This window comes from Duganella sp. 3397 (assembly GCF_031456625.1).
Taxonomy (GTDB): Bacteria; Pseudomonadota; Gammaproteobacteria; order Burkholderiales; family Burkholderiaceae_D; genus Rugamonas; species Rugamonas phyllosphaerae.
Genome location: NZ_JAVDVB010000001.1, coordinates 186,143 through 204,100 on the forward strand (window position 1 = coordinate 186,143; position 17,958 = coordinate 204,100).

Annotated in this window: 15 protein-coding genes; 9 read left to right on the plus strand and 6 right to left on the minus strand. The window is 64.7% G+C overall.

The features are described 5' to 3' along the window. Positions 1 to 298: 298 nt before the first annotated feature. Complete coding sequence (locus J2X54_RS00790; RefSeq protein WP_070249923.1) at positions 299 to 1,216, minus strand: YihY/virulence factor BrkB family protein; 918 nt, start codon at positions 1,214 to 1,216, stop codon at positions 299 to 301. A gap of 159 nt (positions 1,217 to 1,375) precedes the next feature. Between J2X54_RS00790 and J2X54_RS00795 the strand changes: the two genes are divergently transcribed. Both J2X54_RS00795 and dacB read left to right on the plus strand, forming a co-directional pair. Continuing rightward, positions 1,376 to 2,614, plus strand: a complete 1,239-nt coding sequence (locus J2X54_RS00795; protein WP_070249925.1) for a nucleoside recognition domain-containing protein — start codon at positions 1,376 to 1,378, stop codon at positions 2,612 to 2,614. A gap of 11 nt (positions 2,615 to 2,625) precedes the next feature. Continuing rightward, positions 2,626 to 4,239, plus strand: coding sequence for a D-alanyl-D-alanine carboxypeptidase/D-alanyl-D-alanine-endopeptidase (dacB, locus tag J2X54_RS00800; protein WP_310176687.1), 1,614 nt, complete (start codon positions 2,626 to 2,628; stop codon positions 4,237 to 4,239). 222 nt (positions 4,240 to 4,461) lie between these two features. On the opposite strand, the gene J2X54_RS00805 is transcribed toward dacB, so the two are convergent. From J2X54_RS00805 to J2X54_RS00825, 5 genes are all read right to left on the minus strand, one after another. Next, positions 4,462 to 5,196, minus strand: coding sequence for an MFS transporter (locus tag J2X54_RS00805; RefSeq protein ID WP_310176689.1), 735 nt, complete (start codon positions 5,194 to 5,196; stop codon positions 4,462 to 4,464). 94 nt (positions 5,197 to 5,290) lie between these two features. Beyond that, complete coding sequence (locus tag J2X54_RS00810; protein WP_310176691.1) at positions 5,291 to 6,157, minus strand: N-acetylmuramoyl-L-alanine amidase; 867 nt, start codon at positions 6,155 to 6,157, stop codon at positions 5,291 to 5,293. Between the two features lie 43 nt (positions 6,158 to 6,200). Next, positions 6,201 to 7,181 (minus strand): BadF/BadG/BcrA/BcrD ATPase family protein, encoded by a 981-nt coding sequence (locus J2X54_RS00815; protein WP_310176692.1) that lies wholly within the window; start codon positions 7,179 to 7,181, stop codon positions 6,201 to 6,203. A gap of 8 nt (positions 7,182 to 7,189) precedes the next feature. Continuing rightward, the gene (locus J2X54_RS00820; RefSeq protein WP_310178372.1) at positions 7,190 to 8,770 is read right to left on the minus strand and encodes a family 10 glycosylhydrolase; all 1,581 of its coding nucleotides are present in this window, start codon (positions 8,768 to 8,770) and stop codon (positions 7,190 to 7,192) included. A gap of 244 nt (positions 8,771 to 9,014) precedes the next feature. Beyond that, entirely contained in the window at positions 9,015 to 10,295 is a 1,281-nt protein-coding gene (locus J2X54_RS00825) for an MFS transporter (protein WP_310176694.1), read from the minus strand. Positions 10,296 to 10,438: 143 nt separating this feature from the next. Here J2X54_RS00825 and J2X54_RS00830 point away from each other — a divergent pair, with 143 nt between their 5' ends. From J2X54_RS00830 to bioB, 7 genes are all read left to right on the plus strand, one after another. Further along, the gene (locus tag J2X54_RS00830; protein WP_310176696.1) at positions 10,439 to 10,879 is read left to right on the plus strand and encodes a YchJ family metal-binding protein; all 441 of its coding nucleotides are present in this window, start codon (positions 10,439 to 10,441) and stop codon (positions 10,877 to 10,879) included. A 30-nt stretch (positions 10,880 to 10,909) separates the two neighbouring features. Next, entirely contained in the window at positions 10,910 to 12,532 is a 1,623-nt protein-coding gene (locus J2X54_RS00835; protein WP_310176698.1) for a carboxyl transferase domain-containing protein, read from the plus strand. Positions 12,533 to 12,541: 9 nt separating this feature from the next. Beyond that, entirely contained in the window at positions 12,542 to 13,327 is a 786-nt protein-coding gene (locus tag J2X54_RS00840; RefSeq protein ID WP_310176700.1) for an enoyl-CoA hydratase/isomerase family protein, read from the plus strand. 75 nt (positions 13,328 to 13,402) lie between these two features. After that, positions 13,403 to 14,731 carry an adenosylmethionine--8-amino-7-oxononanoate transaminase gene (gene bioA, locus J2X54_RS00845; protein WP_310176703.1) on the plus strand — a complete coding sequence of 443 codons (1,329 nt, stop codon included), beginning with the start codon at positions 13,403 to 13,405 and terminating at the stop codon, positions 14,729 to 14,731. Between the two features lies 1 nt (position 14,732). Next, positions 14,733 to 15,932, plus strand: a complete 1,200-nt coding sequence (bioF, locus tag J2X54_RS00850; RefSeq protein WP_310176705.1) for an 8-amino-7-oxononanoate synthase — start codon at positions 14,733 to 14,735, stop codon at positions 15,930 to 15,932. After that, the gene (bioD, locus tag J2X54_RS00855; protein ID WP_310176707.1) at positions 15,923 to 16,789 is read left to right on the plus strand and encodes a dethiobiotin synthase; all 867 of its coding nucleotides are present in this window, start codon (positions 15,923 to 15,925) and stop codon (positions 16,787 to 16,789) included. The genes bioF and bioD overlap by 10 nt, the downstream gene beginning before the upstream one ends. 30 nt (positions 16,790 to 16,819) lie before the next feature. Further along, the gene (bioB, locus tag J2X54_RS00860) at positions 16,820 to 17,869 is read left to right on the plus strand and encodes a biotin synthase BioB (RefSeq protein WP_070245885.1); all 1,050 of its coding nucleotides are present in this window, start codon (positions 16,820 to 16,822) and stop codon (positions 17,867 to 17,869) included. Positions 17,870 to 17,958: the final 89 nt, after the last annotated feature.

The following is a 17,958-nucleotide window of genomic DNA, read 5'->3' on the forward strand; positions in this document are numbered from 1 at the left end:
TAGCATCAGCTAGCGGGCTTCGTTCCAATGTATTACCAATGCTTTAATCGTACCGTTCTCCAGGGCTATCTGCCAAGTGAGGCGGTAATCTCAGGCGCCCATGCTATCTGCATAGTGCCCCTGACGTGTAAGTCGACCAACGTATTCGAAAGACAGCTGCAGCATCTGCGTCACCAGCGCTACGAACTTACACAGTTCTCGCGCGGCGCATTTGCCAGAGGTGGGACTGTCGGCACGCACAACGTGCAGACCTCAACCACGAACGTAGTGTAACACAGATATTTGTGCGCCGCACAAATTATTTCATTGGTGTTGCTTCGGTGGTCAACGGGCGCACGGTCCGGCGCGGCTTGTGGCGGCAGGCGCGTTCGAACTCCGAGATCACCTGGGCCCCGAACAGCAGCAGGGTGGCGCCGATTTCCAGGCTGAACATGACGATGATGGCGGTCGTCATCGAGCCATACACCACGTTCACCTGCGACAGCGTGGTGAAGTACCACACCAGGATGTGGCGCGCGCACTCCCACAGCAGCGCTGCCGTCACGCCGCCGATCAACGCGTGCGACAGCGACAACCTGCCCACCGGCATTACCAGGTAGATCGACGTGAGTACCAGCACCTCGCCGCCAAAGCCCACCATGTAGAGCAGCACGCCCGAAATGCCCTGCAACGACCATTCGTAGCCGAACAGCGACACGCTTTCTTCGCCCATCACCTGCAAACTGCCGGCCACTAGCGTGACCAGCAACATGCCCGCCCCCAGCGACAGGATGTAGCAATACGGCATGATGGCCGAGATCAGGAAACGCCGCCGCTTGACCTCCACCCGGTGCTTGAAGATCACCGACATGGCGTTTTCCAGCACCGTGAACGCCAGCGAGCTGAAGAAGATCATGCTGATCAGCAGCACCCCGCCCACCACGTCGCGATGATCGAGAAAGTGCGAGACCTCCTCGACGATGGGGCCGGAGTGGCCCGGCACCAGCCAGCCCAGGTAGCGCCCGACGGTCTCGAGCAGTACGGCCTCGTCGATGACGTGGGACAGCGCCACCACCACCAGCATCAAGAGCGGCACGATGGACAGCAACGAGTAATAGGCGACCGCGCCCGCGAGCAACAAGCCCTGGTTGGCGCGAAAGCCTTTCAGGCATTGCACCAGGAAAGCCATGGGATGGGTGATCACGTAGACCAGGCCCCTGCGATTAAGAAATTTCATTGCCTTATTTTACGCACAAGCCGGGGACAAGTATGTGCGGCGTCGCCCAGACTCCAGCGCCGGCGCGCCGGTCCAGCTCCGGCCCCACCGATGGCGCGCGGCAGCGATCCCCCGCTATACTGCGACTATTGCCCACTGATTTGAAGAAAATACGCCTCTATGTCGCTCACCTATATCTGGTCTGGATTTTTCGTGGTCGGCTTGCTGGCCGCACTGGTGCAGTTTTTCTTCATGGGCGACACCGAGATTTTCAAGCGCATTGTCGATGGCACTTTCGTCTCGGCCAAGTCCAGCGTGATGGACATCGCGCTGCCGCTGGCCGGCGTGATGACCTTGTGGCTCGGCATCATGAACATCGGTGAAAAGGCCGGCGCGGTCAACCTGCTGGCGAAGATTATCGCGCCATTCTTCTCGCGCATCTTCCCCGGCGTGCCATCGAACCACCCGGCCAACGGCCACATGGTGATGAATTTCTCGGCCAACCTGCTGGGCCTCGATAACGCCGCCACGCCGTTCGGTTTAAAGGCGATGGAAAGCCTGCAAACCCTCAACCCCAAGGCCGACGAACCGACCGACGCCCAGATCATGTTCCTGGTGCTGCACACCTCGGGCCTGACCCTGATCCCGGTGGCGATCATGGCGCAGCGCTCGATCATGGGCGCGGCCGACCCGGCCGACATCTTCATTCCGTGCCTGATTGCCACCTACGTGGCCACCGTGACCGGCATCATCGTGGTGTCGATCCGCCAGCGCATCAACCTGATCAACCGCGTGGTGCTGGGCTGGCTGGGCGGCATGACTGCCGCCATCTTGGGCATGATCTGGTATTTCACCGAATACCTGACCAAGGCCGAGATCCAGAAGTTTTCCACCGTGTTCAGCAACCTGCTGCTGCTGGTCGTCATTGTCGGCTTCATCCTCGGCGCCTTGCGCAAGAAGGTCAATGTCTACGATGCCTTCATCGAGGGCGCCAAGGGCGGCATCGAAACCTCGATCAAGGTCATTCCGTACCTGGTGGGCATGCTGGTGGCGATCAGCGTGATCCGTAACGCCGGCGTGTTCAACTTCGTGGTGCAGGGCTTTACCTGGGTGTTTACCCACATGGGCATCAATACCGATTTCGTGCCGGCGCTGCCCACCGCGCTGATGAAGCCGCTCAGCGGCAGCGGCGCCAAGGCCATGATGATCGATACCATGCAAACCTACGGTCCCGATTCCTTCGTGGGCCGCCTGGCGTGCGTGTTCAACGGCTCGGCCGATACCACCTTCTACATCGTCGCGCTGTACTTCGGCTCGGTTGGCATCCGCAAGACGCGCTACGCGATCTCGTGCGGCCTGATCGCCGATTTTGCCGGCGTGATCACCGCCATCGCGGTCGCTTACCTCTTCTTCCATTGATCGGGCTGTCCATGTTGCGTCGTACCTTGCTTGCCGCCCTGCTGTTCGTTGGCTCCGTTCATGCCGCGCCGTTGCCGGAGCCGGTCGCGCGACTGATGAAATCAGCCAAGATTCCAGAGTCGGCGGCCGGCATCGTCGTGCTGCGCGGCGACACCGTGCTGCTGGCGCACAATGCGCAGCAGGTGATGCAGCCGGCCTCGACCATGAAGCTGTTCACGGCCATGACCGCGCTGGAAAAACTGGGACCGGTATTCCGGGGCCGCACCGAGCTGCGCAGCAGCGCCGACGTCGTGCAAGGTGTGCTGCAAGGCGACCTGATCGTGCGTGGCGGCGCCGATGCCGACTTCAACGAAGATGTGCTTCTGCACATGCTGCAGGCGCTGCGCAACCAAGGCATCACCGCCATCAACGGCGACGTGGTACTGGACCGCACGCTGTTCCAGCCGGCGCGCCTCGACCTCGGCCAGCCGCCGTTCGACGAGTATCCGTGGGCCTACTACAACGTGATTCCCGACGCGCTGCTGATCAACACCAACCTCTTGAAACTCGAACTGCGCGCAGTCGGCGGCCAGCTCGCGATCGTGACCATGCCCGAGATGGACAACGTCACCGTGCGTTCCGACCTGCGCATGACCGATGCGACGTGCGCGCAGTGGGAGCAAGGCTGGCGCACACCCGATTTCGTGCGCAACGGCGACCGCATCAACGTGGTGCTGCACGGCAGCTTCCCGCGCGATTGCGTGAAAACCGTCAACGTCAACGTGCTCGATCCACACGATTACCTGGCAGGGCTGGTGCGGGCGACCTGGCGAAAGCTCGGCGGCACGATTGCCGGCACCGTGCGCGAGGCCAATGCGCCGGTCCCGCAGTCCGCTGGATTGGCAAGCGCCCCGGCTGCGCAACAACCTGCGGTAACGACACTGTCCCTAGCTGCACAGCAGTCTGCCGCCCCGAACGCCGCGCCGGCCAATGCCGACGCAGACGAAGGCGTGCCGGCCGCGCCGCCAGCGACCACGCCGGTCGCACCGGTCACCACGCGCCTGCTGGCCGAACACGTTTCGCGCGCGCTGCCGGAAGTGCTGCGCGACGTCAACAAGAACTCCGACAACACGCTGGCACGCACCATTTTCCTCAGCCTGGGCAGCCTGGAAGCCGACCCGGCGCTGGGCAGCCGCCCGCTGCCACCGGACGGCCTCAACACCACCACCAGCGCCCGCGCCGATGCGACGATCCGGGCCTGGCTGCAACAGCACAACATCGACAGCACCGGCCTGGTGCTCGACAACGGCTCCGGCCTGTCGCGCACTGAGCGCGCTACGGCTACCCAGCTGGCCGGCGTGCTGCAGGCGGGATTAAAAAGCAACTGGATGCCGGAGTTTCTGTCGAGTCTGCCGATCGCAGCCACCGACGGCACCATGCGGCGCCGCCTGAAAGACAGCCCGGCCGCCACCCGCGCCCGCATCAAGACGGGCAGCCTGAACGGCGTGATTGCGATCGCCGGCTATGTGCAGGACGCCAACAACCAGCCTGTGGTGGTGGTGGCCATGCTGAACGATCCGCGCGTGGCCGGTGGTGTCGGGCGGGCGGTGCTCGATGCGCTGATTGACTGGGTGGCACGGCAATAGCGACAGCAGAACGCTCTCGGCCTAGATGTTCGTATCATCCACTGAAGGTAAGTCCAATACTCGCTGTTTGGATTCGGGACTTTCCGGCAAATCGTCGGTACCGAACGCAGGTATTCCCAATGAGTCAGCGAATTTGCGCAAGCCAGCATCTTCCGAAACGAAGGCGATCCGAGGTACGCGGATCAAGCAACCTGATGAGTGTGCCTGCATCGAAAAGTACCTTCACTCCACACCCCGCATGTCGAGATGGACGTGGACAGGATCATCGAGATCGTTCCAGCTGTTTCCCTTGGTGAGCCTTGCGGCGTTGAGGATATCCGAGATCGGCGTTTCGTCGAGTAATTCCCAGCCGGTGATCTTGAACTTCTCCAGCGTCCAGAGGCCATTTTCGCCGCGCAGCCAATCACCGTTGCCTGTGACCCGAACCGGGAGGGAGAGGCAGTGCTGAACCAGCTCGCGCGCCATCTCGCTATTTGCTTCGCATTTATGGACGGTGCCATCTGCGTCCTTGAGCCACACCGGAATGGTCTGGTCCTTGCCACCGATGCGAATGACGACCCCGTCCAGGACACCTGCCTCTTTGACGCGATAGGTTTTTTGAACTGCTGTATCCCTGCCAGGAAAGACCAAAATCAGCGCGCTGGTCGGTAAGTTGATTTGGCCAACTGCATGGTCGGATTTCAGCATGCCGTTGATATTGTGGTAGGCCCGTCGAACGTCATCCGGTGCAGCGATAGTATTGGCCAGGCGCAGGCGCGACTCCACAGAGGCAATTGCATCGCATTCGACATGGGCATGTAACACCGCGCTGCCTTTTCTCACTTCCTTGAAATGTACGCAAGCCTGGCTGCCATAGAGGGCTGCCAGTTCGTGCAAGTATTCAGCAAGTCGGGACATGGGAATAGTCTCCGGGCTGAATACATCAATACTGAAGTCGAGGGATTGCGAGTTTTCCATGACACGGCGAAATGGACAAAATGATCAGCCACAGTATGAGCCAGATAGATGAAATGTCAATCGTCACCGAGCGGAACCTCACTTGACAAGTACTTCACTCCACCGGCGCAGTCTCCACACCCGCCGGCACCGCCACTGGCGCGGCCGGCAACACCGGCAGCGGGCTGGTCAGCACGTCCAGCAAGGCGGCGGTTTCCGCGTCCGGCGTGCCGTCGAACAGCGCCGGGCGGTACTTGGTCTGGAATACGGCCACCACGTTGCGGGTGGCCGTGTCGAACACGCCGGTCTGCGGTACGGCGTAGCCTACCTGCGCCAGCGTGCGCTGGAACCAGAAGATGTCGGGCAGTTGCTGCTGGTAGCCGGGCAGGCGCGCGGCCACGCGGCTCGGTTCGGGCCAGGTGATCAGGCCTTCGTCGGCCAGGCGTTTCCAGGGAAACAGCGGGCCGGGATCGAGCTTGCGCTGCGGTGCGATCTCGTTGTGGCCGAGGATGTTTTCCGGGCGGATGTTGTGACGCTTGACGATGTCCTTGAGCAGCAGCACCAACTGGTCGATCTGCGCCGGCTTGAACGGATACCAGGCGCGGCCCTCCGGCGTGTCCTTGTAGCCGGGGTTGACGATCTCGATGCCGATCGAGGCGGCGTTGAGCTGGTTGTAGATCTTCCAGTTGCTGTAGCCGGCGTGGTTCGACTGGCGCGATTCGTCCACCAGGCTGTACACGGTGGGCTGGTCGGCGTCGGTCACAAGATAATGGGCGCTGACGTCCTGCGTGGTCAGGATCTTGACCGAACGCGGCGTGTCCGACACCGTGTAGTGGATGATGATGTACTTGACGCGGTCGCTCTGGCCGCGCGCGCTCAGGGTGCGGTCGATGGCCAGCCCGGCGGGCGGCGGGGGCGGCACGGTGGCGCAGCCGGCAAGCGCCAGCAGGGTGGACAAAACAGTCAGCGTTACGATCTTCATGGGCGGTCTCAGGTAATCTCGGGCAACAGTTGCAGCAACATGCTCATGCGTGGGAGTGTAGTGCAATCCGCGCGGCCGCGTGGTGCGCCGGAACACTTATTTGCGTGAGCGAAAGTTCTGCCGGCAGCGCTGAACGCATCGCCTTCAGGATGGCCGGATGCAGGGTGGCGGCGCGTCCGCTCACTGCGATCGGCCGCGCGCCGTAGCGGCCCACCAGCGCCAGCGCGATGCGCGCCAGCTCGCGCCCAGCCTGCTCGAGGATGGCGCGCGCCACCGGATCGGCGTCCGCTGCCTGCGCGACCGCCAGCGCCAGCCGGCCGATCGCACCCCGATCCTGGCCATAGATGAACTGGCGCGAGACCGCCCAGTCGCTGCCGCCCACGTGGTCGAACACGGCGCGCGCCAGCGCCGACTGTTCCCATGCGCCCGGCTGTTCATCCTCGCGGCGCCAGATATGGCGCATCGCCTCGCGCGCGATCCAGAAGCCGCCGCCGCCATCGTCGAGCGTCACGCCGCGGCCGCCGGCGCGGTGCAAGCTGCCGTCCACATCGATCCACGCTGCGATCGAGCCGGTGCCAGCGACCACCAGGTAGCCCTCGCCCGGCGCAAAGCTGGCCAGATAGGCGATGTCGATGTCGCTGCGCACCGTGACCGCTGCGGGACTCAGTTCCAGTGCTGCGGCCAGCAGCATGGCCGGTGCGCTGGAGAGGCTGTCGAACCCGGCCAGCGTTGCGGGCGCGATGTCCAGCACTGCGGCCAGCTGCGCGGCCGGCGTGGTGGCAGCGCCGTCAAAGCCGGTCAGTCCGGCGCAGACGAAGGCAGGAGTGGCGACCGCCAGCACCTGCCCGGCCAGGTCGGCCAGCACTGCGCGCACCGCCGCAACACCAGCGGCAGAGCCCAGCTGGTTGGCCGAGATGCCGGCTACAAAACCTTCCGCCACGATGGTGCCGGCAGCATCGGCCAGCGCCCAGCGGGTTTGGGTGCCGCCGGCGTCGAGGCCGAGCGCCATCGAGTTCACGCTCATCACCAAGCTCACGCCTGCAAGGCGACCGTCACGCGCGTGCTTTCATTGCCGAGCCGGTCAACGGCACTCACCACCACGGCCTGGGCCGCGCCGGCCACCGCATCATCAGGCAGCAACATTACCGGGCGCGACGAGGGCGCCACCGCGAAGCGCCACTGGGCGCCGTAGCGTGTCCAGATCGCGTAATGGCTCACCGGCTTGCCGGCGCCAGCAGACAGGCGCAAGCCGGTGCCGTTGGTTTCACGGCGCGCGGTCGCTGTTGGCGCCGTGGGCAGATCGGAGCCGAGCCACGGCGTGGCCGGCGCCAGCGCAGCGCTCTGGTAGGCGCGGGCGCGCAGCTGGTCGGTGATGCCCTTGCGGTTTTCCATCAGCGGCGCAATGCTGAAATGCACGTGGCCACGGGCGCCGGCGCGGGTGCGCGTCACGCCGATCTGTTTGACGATCTCGTCGGGCGCAAACGACTTGGCGCTGTTGTCGATACGGCTCGTGTACAAGCCGGGCCAGACGTGACGCGCGTACGTATTTTGCGCCAGCCAGTAGTCGAGCAGCACGCCGAACGCCTGCGGCGCCTGCGCCACCGGCCAGTACAGCTGCGGCGCCAGGTAGTCGAGCCAGCCGTTGTTGAGCCACAGTTCGGCATCGGCATAGAGCTTGTCGTACTGGCTGAAGCCCACGATGCCGGTGGGGCGGCGGTCCGGGCGGCCGATGCCGAACGGGCTGATGCCAAAGCGCACCCAGCTTTTCTCACGGTGGATGCCCTTGTACAGCGCCTCGATCAGGGTATTGACGTTCTGGCGCCGCCAGTGCGGACGGTCGAGCGCGCCGCCGCCGAGCAGGTAGCGCTGCCACGACGGCTCGTCCGGGAAATCGAGTTCGCGCCGTGCGGCGCTGCCGCCATCGAGGGCCACGCCCTCGGCGCCGGCGGCATTGGTATTGTCGATCGGGTAAGGATAGAAATAGTCGTCGATGTGGACGCCGTCGATGTCATAGCGGCGCACCACGTCGAGGATCACGTCCAGCGTGCGCTGGGCGGCAGCCGGCTCGCCCGGGTCCATCCACAGGTAGCGCCCGTACGTCTTGACCGCTTCGGGATGGGTGTACGACATGTGGTTGCGCGCCAGCGGCGACTTGGCCGTGGCATGGCGCGCGCGGTACGGGTTGAACCACGCGTGCAGTTCCAGCCCGCGCGCATGGGCCTGCTCCACCCAGAATTGCAGCGGATCGTAGGTGGGCGCGCGGCCCTGCTGGCCGGTGAGAAACTCCGACCACGGCTCGAGCGCGGACGGGTAAATGGTATCGGCGCTGGGGCGCACCTGCAGCACGATGGCGTTCAGGTTGAGCAGCTTGCAACGCTCGAGGATGGCGATGGCTTCGGCCTGCTGCTTTTCGGCAGACAAATTGCTGCGGCTGGGCCAGTCGATATTGGCCACCGTCGAAATCCAGGCGGCGCGGAACTCGCGCGGCGCCGGCGGCGGGTTGACCAGGCTGGGCGGCGTCGGTGTGACCGGCGGCGGCAAGGCCCCGGGTGCAGCCGGCGCGGCCGGTCCTTCGGGCACGACCGCAGTCGGCGTGCTCGAGCAGCCCTGCATGATGGCAGCCACGGCGCCGGCCACGCCAGCGCTCAAGGTCAGCCGTTTCTTCGCATTGAATACCAAAACATTCCCCGATACAGTTGAGGAAACCGCTAAAAACCTACTGCGCGGCCCGCTATCGCCGCTGCGTTGCTCAGCGTACCTGCGTACGCTTGCGCTACTCACGACGATAACGAACCGCTCGCTACGGCTTTTAGGGGTTTCCTTGAGCGTCGTATTGTAATGCGACGATCACCGATTGCTAGCCCTGCTTCTTACCGAATCCGGGCTTGATGTCCACCAGCGCGGTCATGAAAAACGCGGGCAGCGTCGAAATACATGCCCAGATGAAAAAGTTCTGGTAGCCGAGCAGGTGTTGCAGCTTGCCGCTGATCATTCCTGGCAGCATCATGCCCAGCGCCATGAAGCCGGTGCAGATGGCGTAATGGGCGGTCTTGTGCTCGCCATCGGCCACCATGATCATGTACAGCATGAAGGCGGCGAAGCCGAAGCCGTAGCCGAATTGCTCGACGGCCAGGCAGCCGGCAATTACCTCGATGCTGGTGGGCATGGCGGTGGCCAGGTACACGAACACCAGGTCCGGCACGTGCATGATGAACAACATCGGCCAGATCGCCTGTTTCAGCCCGAAGCGGGAGATCACGATGCCGCCGGCAATGCCGCCCAGTACCAGCGCCACCACGCCGATGGTGCCATACACCAGGCCGAACTCGGACGTGGTCAAGCCCAGCCCGCCCTGCGCGCGCGGGTCGAGCAAGAACGGCGCCGCCATCTTGAGCAGCTGCGCCTCGCCCAGCCGGTACAGCAGCAGGAAGCCGATGATGGAGCCGATGCCCTGCTTGCGGAAGAAGCTGCGGAAGGTCTCGATAAAATCGGCCCACAGGGCGCCGGTCTTGGCCGTGCTGTGGTCGCCCTGCGGGCGCGGCAGCACCAGCTGGTGATACGCGCACAGCGCCAGGAAAATCGCTGCGGTAATGCCGAACACCACCGACCAGGCAGTCGCCGGATCGTTGCTCGACTTGATCAATTCGCCGGCCAGGTACACCAGCCCGCCCTGCCCGGCAATCATCGCCAGTTTATAAAAGGCGCTGCGCACGCCGACAAACGCTGCCTGCTGGTGCTGCGAGGGCAAACCCAGCATGTAATAGCCATCGGAGGCGATGTCGTGGGTGGCGGAAGCGAATGCCATCAGCCACAGCACCGCCAGGCTCAGGGCAAAAAATTGCGGTAAATGCAAGGTAAAGGCAACCGCCGCCAGCGCCGCGCTCGACACCAGCTGCATCAGCACGGTCCAGTGGCGCTTGGTGCCGAACAGGTCCACCACGGGCGACCACAGCGGCTTGAGCACCCACGGCAGGTACAACCACGACGTGTAAAACGCCAGGTCGTCGTTGGAGACGCCCAAATTCTTGTACATCACGGTGGACAACAACATCACCGCCACGTACGGCACGGCCTGGCTGAATGACACGCTGGGCACCCAGGCCCACGGGCTGCGTTGCTGCGGACTGCTTCGACTCATACAATTCTCCTCACGGCGCTAGTCTAACGGCGCCGCTCCCGGGCGGCACCTGTTATTTCTTCATCTGGTGTAACTTCGCGCCGGGCGCAAGCACGCCATTTGACGGATAATGCTCGCTTGTCAGACCTGCCCACCGTGCCTCCATGTCCAAGAAGTCCCCTGCGTCCGCCGGCTGCCCCTGCGGCGGCCCCGCGCTGGCCACCTGCTGCGGCCCGTACATCGAAGGCGCCGCCATCGCGCCCACGGCCGAAGCGCTGATGCGCTCGCGCTATACCGCCTACGGCCAGCGCAACGAGCCGTACCTGCTGGCGACCTGGCACGCCAGCACCCGTCCGACCGAGCCTTTATTTGGCGCCGAGGAAAAATTGCACTGGCTGGGACTTGAGGTAAAATCTTCTTTACGTTTACGTCAACGTAAAGCAGAACACGCCGACGAGGAGCGCGACACGGTGGAATTCGTGGCACGGTTCAAGGTTGGCGGCCGGGCCGAGCGGCTGCACGAGGTCAGCAATTTCGTGCGCGAGGCCGATCCTGCCGATGGCGCCTTGCGCTGGTTTTACGTTGACGGACATTTTCCGCAGTAATCGACACGAGACCACGCGCAAAGGACAACCATGCCGCAGATCGACACCAAGCTCAATCCCCGTAGTGCAGACTTCAAGACCAACATCGCCGCCATGCAGGCGGTGGTGGACGACTTGCGCGCCAAGGTCGCTGCCATCGCCCAGGGCGGCGGCGCCGCAGCCAGCGCCAGGCACGTCGCGCGCGGCAAGCTGCTGCCGCGCGACCGGGTACAAATGCTGCTCGATCCCGGCACGCCATTCCTCGAACTGTCGCAAATGGCCGCCTACGGCATGTACCAGGACGCCAACGGCGTCGATGCGGCGCCGGCGGCCGGCATCATCACCGGCATCGGCCGCGTGGCCGGCCAGGAGTGCGTGATCGTCTGTAACGACGCCACCGTCAAGGGCGGCACCTATTACCCGATCACGGTCAAAAAACACCTGCGCGCGCAGGAAATCGCCGACCAGAACCACCTGCCCTGCATCTACCTGGTCGATTCCGGCGGCGCCAACCTGCCCAACCAGGACGACGTCTTTCCCGACCGCGACCACTTCGGCCGCATCTTTTACAACCAGGCCAACCTGTCGGCCAAGGGCATCCCGCAAATCGCCGTGGTGATGGGTTCGTGCACCGCCGGCGGCGCGTACGTGCCGGCTATGAGCGACGAGTCGATCATCGTCAAGGAACAGGGCACGATTTTCCTCGGCGGCCCGCCGCTGGTGAAAGCGGCCACCGGCGAAGTGGTCACCGCCGAAGACCTGGGCGGGGGCGACGTCCACACCCGCCTGTCGGGCGTGGTCGACCACCTGGCGCAGAACGACCTGCACGCGCTGTCGCTGGCGCGCACCATCGTCTCCAACCTCAATCGCATTAAACCGCAGCAGGGCGCCTTGCGCGCGGTGGTGGAGCCGAAGTACCCGGCCGAGGAACTGTATGGCGTCATTCCGGTCGATACCCGCAAGCCGTTCGATGTGCGCGAGGTGATCGCCCGCATCGTCGATGGCAGCGAATTCGATGAATTCAAGGCGCGCTTCGGTGCCACCCTGGTGTGCGGCTTTGCCCATATCTTCGGCATGAAGGTGGGCATCATCGCCAACAACGGCATCCTGTTCTCGGAGTCTGCCGTCAAGGGCGCGCACTTCATCGAGCTGTGCGCGCAGCGCAAGATCCCGCTGGTCTTCCTGCAAAATATCACCGGCTTCATGGTGGGCCGCAAGTACGAAAACGAAGGCATCGCCCGCCACGGCGCCAAGATGGTCACGGCCGTGGCCACTGCCGCCGTGCCCAAGTTCACCGTCATCATCGGCGGCAGTTTCGGCGCCGGCAATTACGGCATGTGCGGCCGGGCGTTCTCGCCGCGCTTCCTGTGGATGTGGCCCAACGCGCGCATCTCCGTCATGGGTGGCGACCAGGCTGCCAGCGTGCTGGCCACCGTCAAGCGCGACGGCATCGAGGGCAAGGGCGGCACCTGGTCGGCGGATGAAGAAGCCGCCTTCAAGCAGCCGATCAAGCAGCAGTACGAAGAACAGGGCCACCCGTATTACGCCACCGCGCGCCTGTGGGACGATGGCGTGATCGATCCGGCCGACACCCGCACGGTGCTGGGCCTGGGCCTGTCGGCTGCGCTCAACGCACCGATCGAGGACACGAAGTTCGGCGTATTTCGCATGTAAGGAGCGGCCATGACCTACGAGACTTTAACCGTCGCGCGTGCCGGCCAAGTGGCCACCGTCACCCTGAACCGTCCCGACGTGCGCAATGCCTTCAACGAGGCGACCATCGCCGAACTGACGCAGGCGTTCTCGGCGCTGGGCGCCGACGGGTCGTTACGCGCAATCGTCCTGGCGGCCAGCGGCCCGGCCTTTTGCGCCGGCGCCGATTTGAACTGGATGAAGAAAATGGCGGGCTACACGCACGCCGAAAACCGTGCCGATGCGCTGCAACTGGCCACCATGCTGCGTACGATTTACGCGTGCCCGCAGCCGGTGGTGGCGCGCGTGCAGGGCGACTGCTATGCCGGCGGCATGGGCCTGGTGGCCGCGTGCGACATCGTGGTGGCAGTCGATACAGCGCAGTTCTGTCTGAGCGAAGTGAGACTGGGCCTGATTCCAGCCACCATCGCCCCGTACGTGATCAAGGCCATGGGAGAGCAGGCCTCGCGCCGGTACTTCCTGACGGCCGAGCGGTTCACCGCCGCCACCGCGCTGCGCATCGGCTTCGCCCACGACGTGGTGGCCGCCGATGCGCTCGACGCTACGGTGGCGGAGATCACCAAGGCGCTGGTCAACAACAGCCCCGCTGCCGTACGCCAGGCCAAGACGCTGGTGCGCGAGGTGGCGGGACGGCCGGTCGATGACGCGCTGGTGGACGATACCGCCGCGCGCATCGCCGCCATCCGCGCCTCGGAGCAGGGCCGCGAAGGCGTGGCGTCGTTCCTCGAGAAGCGCAAGCCGGCCTGGTTGAGTTAACCCAGCATCGTCATTCCCGCTTTCGCGGGAATGGCGGATCTAGCGTCTGTAGATATTGTAATCATTGGAGCAGTTTTGGAATTGAATAATCAAAGCGAATGGGTCACCCGCAGCCTGCGCAGCGTCTGGCATCCGTGTACCCAGATGCAGCACCACGAAACCGTGCCGCTGATTGCCGTCAAGCGCGGCCAGGGTGCCTGGCTGTACGACCATGAAGGCCGCCGCTACCTCGACGCCATCAGCTCGTGGTGGGTCAACCTGTTCGGCCACGCCAACCCGCGCATCAACGCGGCGCTGAAAGACCAGCTCGACACGCTGGAACACGCCATGCTGGCCGGCTTCACCCACGAGCCGGTGATCGAGCTGTCGGAAAAACTGTCGGCCCTGACCGGCGGCGCGCTCGGTCACAGCTTTTACGCCAGCGACGGCGCCTCTGCCGTGGAAATCGCCCTCAAGATGAGTTTTCACTCGTGGCGCAACCACGGCAAGACCGCCAAGCAGGAATTCGTCTGCCTCAAGGGCAGCTACCACGGCGAGACCATCGGCGCTTTGGCCGTCACCGACGTGGCCCTGTTCAAGGACGCCTACGGCCCGCTGCTGCGCGCCTCCCAAACCGTGATGTCGCCCGATGCACGCCAGGCCCGTGACGGTGAAACCGCCGAAGACATGGCGCGCCGCGCCGCCGCCGACGTCGAGCGCCTGTTCCAGCAAAAGGCGGACAGGATCGCCGCCATCATCATCGAGCCGCTGGTGCAATGCGCCACCGGCATGGCCATGCACGACCCGCTGTATCTGCAACTGGTGCGGGCGCTGTGCGACCGGTACTCGGTGCACCTGATCCTCGACGAAATCGCCGTCGGATGCGGGCGCACCGGCACCTTCTTCGCGTGCGAGCAGGCCGGCGTGTGGCCCGACTTCGTGTGCCTGTCCAAGGGCATCAGCGGCGGCTACCTGCCGCTCTCGCTGGTGATGACGCGCGACGACATCTACCAGGCGTTCTACAGCAATGACGTCACGCGCGGCTTCCTGCATTCGCACTCGTACACCGGCAACCCGCTGGCGTGCCGCGCCGCGCTGGCCACGCTGCAAATCTTCGAGGAAGACGATGTGCTGGCCGCCAACCGCGTCAAGTCGGCGAAACTGACCGCCGCCCTGCAACCGCTGGCGCAGCATGCCAAGGTACGCAACTTCCGCAACCGCGGCATGATCTGGGCCTTCGACGCGATCGATGCCACGCCCGATTTTTCGCGCCGCTTCTTTGCCACGGCCGTGCAGCACGAACTCTTGATGCGCCCGATTGGCGCCACCGTGTACCTGATGCCGCCGTACATCCTGGACGACGACGAAATCGCCGGCCTGGCCGCCAATACGCTGGCGGTGTTCGATCAAGTGATGGCGGGCTGACATGCAGCTGCTTGCCCAACTCTCGCAGCAGTTGCAGGCGCTCGACGAGCGCAGCCTGATGCGCCGCCGCCGCACGGTCGATACACCGTGCGGTCCGCGCGTGACGGTCGATGGCCGCGAACTGCTGGCCTTTTGCAGCAACGACTACCTGGGCCTGGCCAACCATCCTTTGATCGTCGAAGCCCTGCGCGAAGGCGCGTCCCTGTACGGCGCCGGCAGCGGCGCCTCGCACCTGATCAGCGGCCACACCCGTCCGCACGCGCTGCTGGAAGACCGGCTGGCCGGGTTTGTCGGCGCCCACCTGGAGCGGCCACGCGCACTGACCTTTTGCACCGGCTACATGGCCAACCTGGCCATCATCAGCGGCCTGACGGCGGGCGACCGCGATGCCGAAATTTTTTCCGAGTCGCTCAACCACGCCTCGCTGATCGACGGCGCCCGTCTCTCGCGCACGCGCGTGCACGTCTATCCGCACGCCGACCTGGCTGCCCTCGAGGCCATGCTCAAGGCCAGCAATGCCGCGACCAGACTCGTGGTCACCGACAGCGTGTTCAGCATGGACGGCGACCTGGCGCCGCTACCCGCACTGCTGGCGCTGTGCGAACAGTACAACGCCTGGCTGGTGGTCGATGACGCCCACGGCTTCGGCACGCTCGGCGCGCGCGGCCACGGCGCGCTCGAACACTTTGACCTGCGCTCGCCGTACCTGGTGTACATGGGCACCCTGGGCAAGGCAGCCGGCGTCGGCGGCGCGTTTGTCGCTGCCCACGAGACGGTGATCGAAACGCTGATCCAGAAGGCGCGCCCGTATATCTTCACGACCGCCGCACCGCCGGCCATGGCCCATGCGCTGCTGGCCAGCCTGGACCTGATCGACGGTGCCGAAGGCGCCCTGCGCCGCGCCCACTTGCAGGCATTGGTGGCACAATTGGACGATGCTGCGACAGGCCTGCAGTTGCAACGCTGGCAACGGCTGCCATCGGCCACCGCCATCCAGCCCATCCTGATCGGCGATAATGCCGAAACCATGCGCGCCGGCGCGGCCCTGTATGAACAGGGACTGTGGGTAGGCACGATCCGCCCGCCCACCGTGGCAGCTGGCACCGCGCGGCTGCGGGTGACGCTGTCGGCCGGGCATAGCACCATGGAAGTGTCGCAACTGAGCGCCGCGATCAATGCACTGGAAAAGGAATGGACATGAACCTCGACGCCCCCGTAATAGTCGATAACCCGCCGGCCGATGCCGAAGTGGCTGGCGAAATCGTTCTCGACACCGAGATCATCGACACCGATGCCGATGATGCAGCCAACGCCCAGACCGCAGCCACCGCCGCCGTGGCAGCCGCTGCGCTGCCGCCGCGTTTTTCCTGCTTCGTTACCGGCACCGACACCGAGATCGGCAAAACCCTGGTCTCGTCGGCCATGCTGCACGCGCTGGTGCAGGCCGGCGTGCGCGCCTGCGGCATGAAGCCGGTGGCTGCCGGCGCCGAGCTGCGCGACGGCGTGTGGCACAACGACGACTGCGATCAGCTGGCCGCCGCCGGCAACGTCCACCTGCTGCCATCGATCACCACGCCGTTCCTGCTGCGCGAGCCAGCCGCACCGCACATCGCGGCAGCCCTGGAAGGCGTGGAGATTTCGCCGGTGCCGATCCTGGCCGCGTACGTGGAAATCAACGCCGCCTCCGACGCCGTGGTGGTCGAAGGCGTCGGCGGCTTCCGAGTGCCGCTCAACGACGAATTCGACACCGCCGACCTGGCCGAGCAGCTCGACCTGCCGGTGGTGCTGGTGGTGGGCCTGCGCCTGGGCTGCATCAGCCATGCGCTTCTGACGGTCGAAGCGATCGCCGCGCGCGGATTGAATCTGGCCGGCTGGGTGGCCAACGAAACCCAGGCCGACATGGCCTTTGCCGACGAAAATATCGCCGCGCTCGAACAGCGGATACCGGCGCCGCTGCTGGGCCGCGTACCGCGCCTGGCGCAACCGAGCGCGCAAGCGGCTGCCGCCTACCTCGACTTTACGATGCTGCCCGACTGGCCGGCACAAAAGAACACCTGAACTAAACACTTGATCCACGAAGGAAAACCGATGTCCATGAACACCCTCCAAGAACCGAAAGTCGTCGCCCTGCACCGCCCGACCGCCGCCATCACGCTGCCGCCCGCAGCCACCTGGCCGATCGACGACGTGCTGGCGCTGTTCGAGCTGCCGTTCAATGACCTGATGTTCAAGGCGCAGCAAACCCACCGCGCCAACTTCCCGGACGGCGACGTCGAACTGGCCACGCTGCTGTCGATCAAGACTGGCGGCTGCGAGGAAGACTGCGGCTACTGTCCGCAGGCGGCGCGCTACGACACCGGCGTCGAGGCGAAGAAAATCCTCGACATCGACACCGTGCTGGCAGCGGCGCAGCAGGCCAAGGACAACGGCGCCACGCGTTTCTGCATGGGCGCCGCCTGGCGCAGCCCGAAAGAGCGCGACATGGACAAGGTCGAAGAGATGGTGCGCGAGGTAAAAGCGCTGGGCCTGGAAACCTGCGCCACGCTGGGCATGCTGGAAGAAAAACAGGCGCAGCGCCTGAAAGACGCCGGCCTCGATTACTACAACCACAACCTCGATACCGCGCCCGAGTTCTACGACAACGTGATCTCCACCCGCGAATACCAGGACCGCCTCGACACCCTGGGCCACGTGCGCGAAGCAGGTTTAAAGGTGTGCTGCGGCGGCATCGTGGGCATGGGCGAGACGCGCCTGCAACGCGCCGGCCTGATCGCGCAGCTGGCCAACCTCAATCCCTATCCGGAATCGGTACCGGTCAACCACCTGGTGCAGGTGGAAGGCACGCCGCTCTACGGTATCGATCCGCTCGACCCGTTCGAATTCGTGCGCACCATTGCGGTCGCACGCATCACCATGCCGAAGGCGCGCGTGCGCCTGTCGGCCGGCCGGCGCCAGATGGGCGAAGCGGTGCAAGCGATGTGCTTCCTGGCCGGCGCCAACTCCATCTTCTACGGCGACAAGCTGCTCACGACCGACAATCCGGAAGCGACCGACGACCGCGAGCTGCTGGCAAAGCTGGGCCTCAAAACCCGTGGCGCCGTGCTGGAGTCGGCGCCTAAGGAGAAGTGCGGCTGCTGATGCGGCACGCTTGAACCCCGGCACGGCGGGGTCGGACCCTATCGGGTCCGACCCCAGGTAGTTGGGGGTTAAAAATAAAAAATACGGAG

Bases quoted from the DNA above. Each gene is read 5' to 3' on its own strand.
- J2X54_RS00820 (WP_310178372.1), bottom strand. From the start codon at position 8,770: ATGCAGGGCTGCTCGAGCACGCCGACTGCGGTCGTGCCCGAAGGACCG.
- J2X54_RS00840 (WP_310176700.1), top strand. From the start codon at position 12,542: ATGACCTACGAGACTTTAACCGTCGCGCGTGCCGGCCAAGTGGCCACC.
- bioF (WP_310176705.1), top strand. From the start codon at position 14,733: ATGCAGCTGCTTGCCCAACTCTCGCAGCAGTTGCAGGCGCTCGACGAG.
- J2X54_RS00795 (WP_070249925.1), top strand. From the start codon at position 1,376: ATGTCGCTCACCTATATCTGGTCTGGATTTTTCGTGGTCGGCTTGCTG.
- J2X54_RS00825 (WP_310176694.1), bottom strand. From the start codon at position 10,295: ATGAGTCGAAGCAGTCCGCAGCAACGCAGCCCGTGGGCCTGGGTGCCC.
- dacB (WP_310176687.1), top strand. From the start codon at position 2,626: ATGTTGCGTCGTACCTTGCTTGCCGCCCTGCTGTTCGTTGGCTCCGTT.
- J2X54_RS00810 (WP_310176691.1), bottom strand. From the start codon at position 6,157: ATGAAGATCGTAACGCTGACTGTTTTGTCCACCCTGCTGGCGCTTGCC.
- bioD (WP_310176707.1), top strand. From the start codon at position 15,923: ATGGACATGAACCTCGACGCCCCCGTAATAGTCGATAACCCGCCGGCC.
- bioB (WP_070245885.1), top strand. From the start codon at position 16,820: ATGTCCATGAACACCCTCCAAGAACCGAAAGTCGTCGCCCTGCACCGC.
- J2X54_RS00830 (WP_310176696.1), top strand. From the start codon at position 10,439: ATGTCCAAGAAGTCCCCTGCGTCCGCCGGCTGCCCCTGCGGCGGCCCC.
- J2X54_RS00815 (WP_310176692.1), bottom strand. From the start codon at position 7,181: ATGAGCGTGAACTCGATGGCGCTCGGCCTCGACGCCGGCGGCACCCAA.
- J2X54_RS00835 (WP_310176698.1), top strand. From the start codon at position 10,910: ATGCCGCAGATCGACACCAAGCTCAATCCCCGTAGTGCAGACTTCAAG.
- J2X54_RS00790 (WP_070249923.1), bottom strand. From the start codon at position 1,216: ATGAAATTTCTTAATCGCAGGGGCCTGGTCTACGTGATCACCCATCCC.
- J2X54_RS00805 (WP_310176689.1), bottom strand. From the start codon at position 5,196: ATGGAAAACTCGCAATCCCTCGACTTCAGTATTGATGTATTCAGCCCG.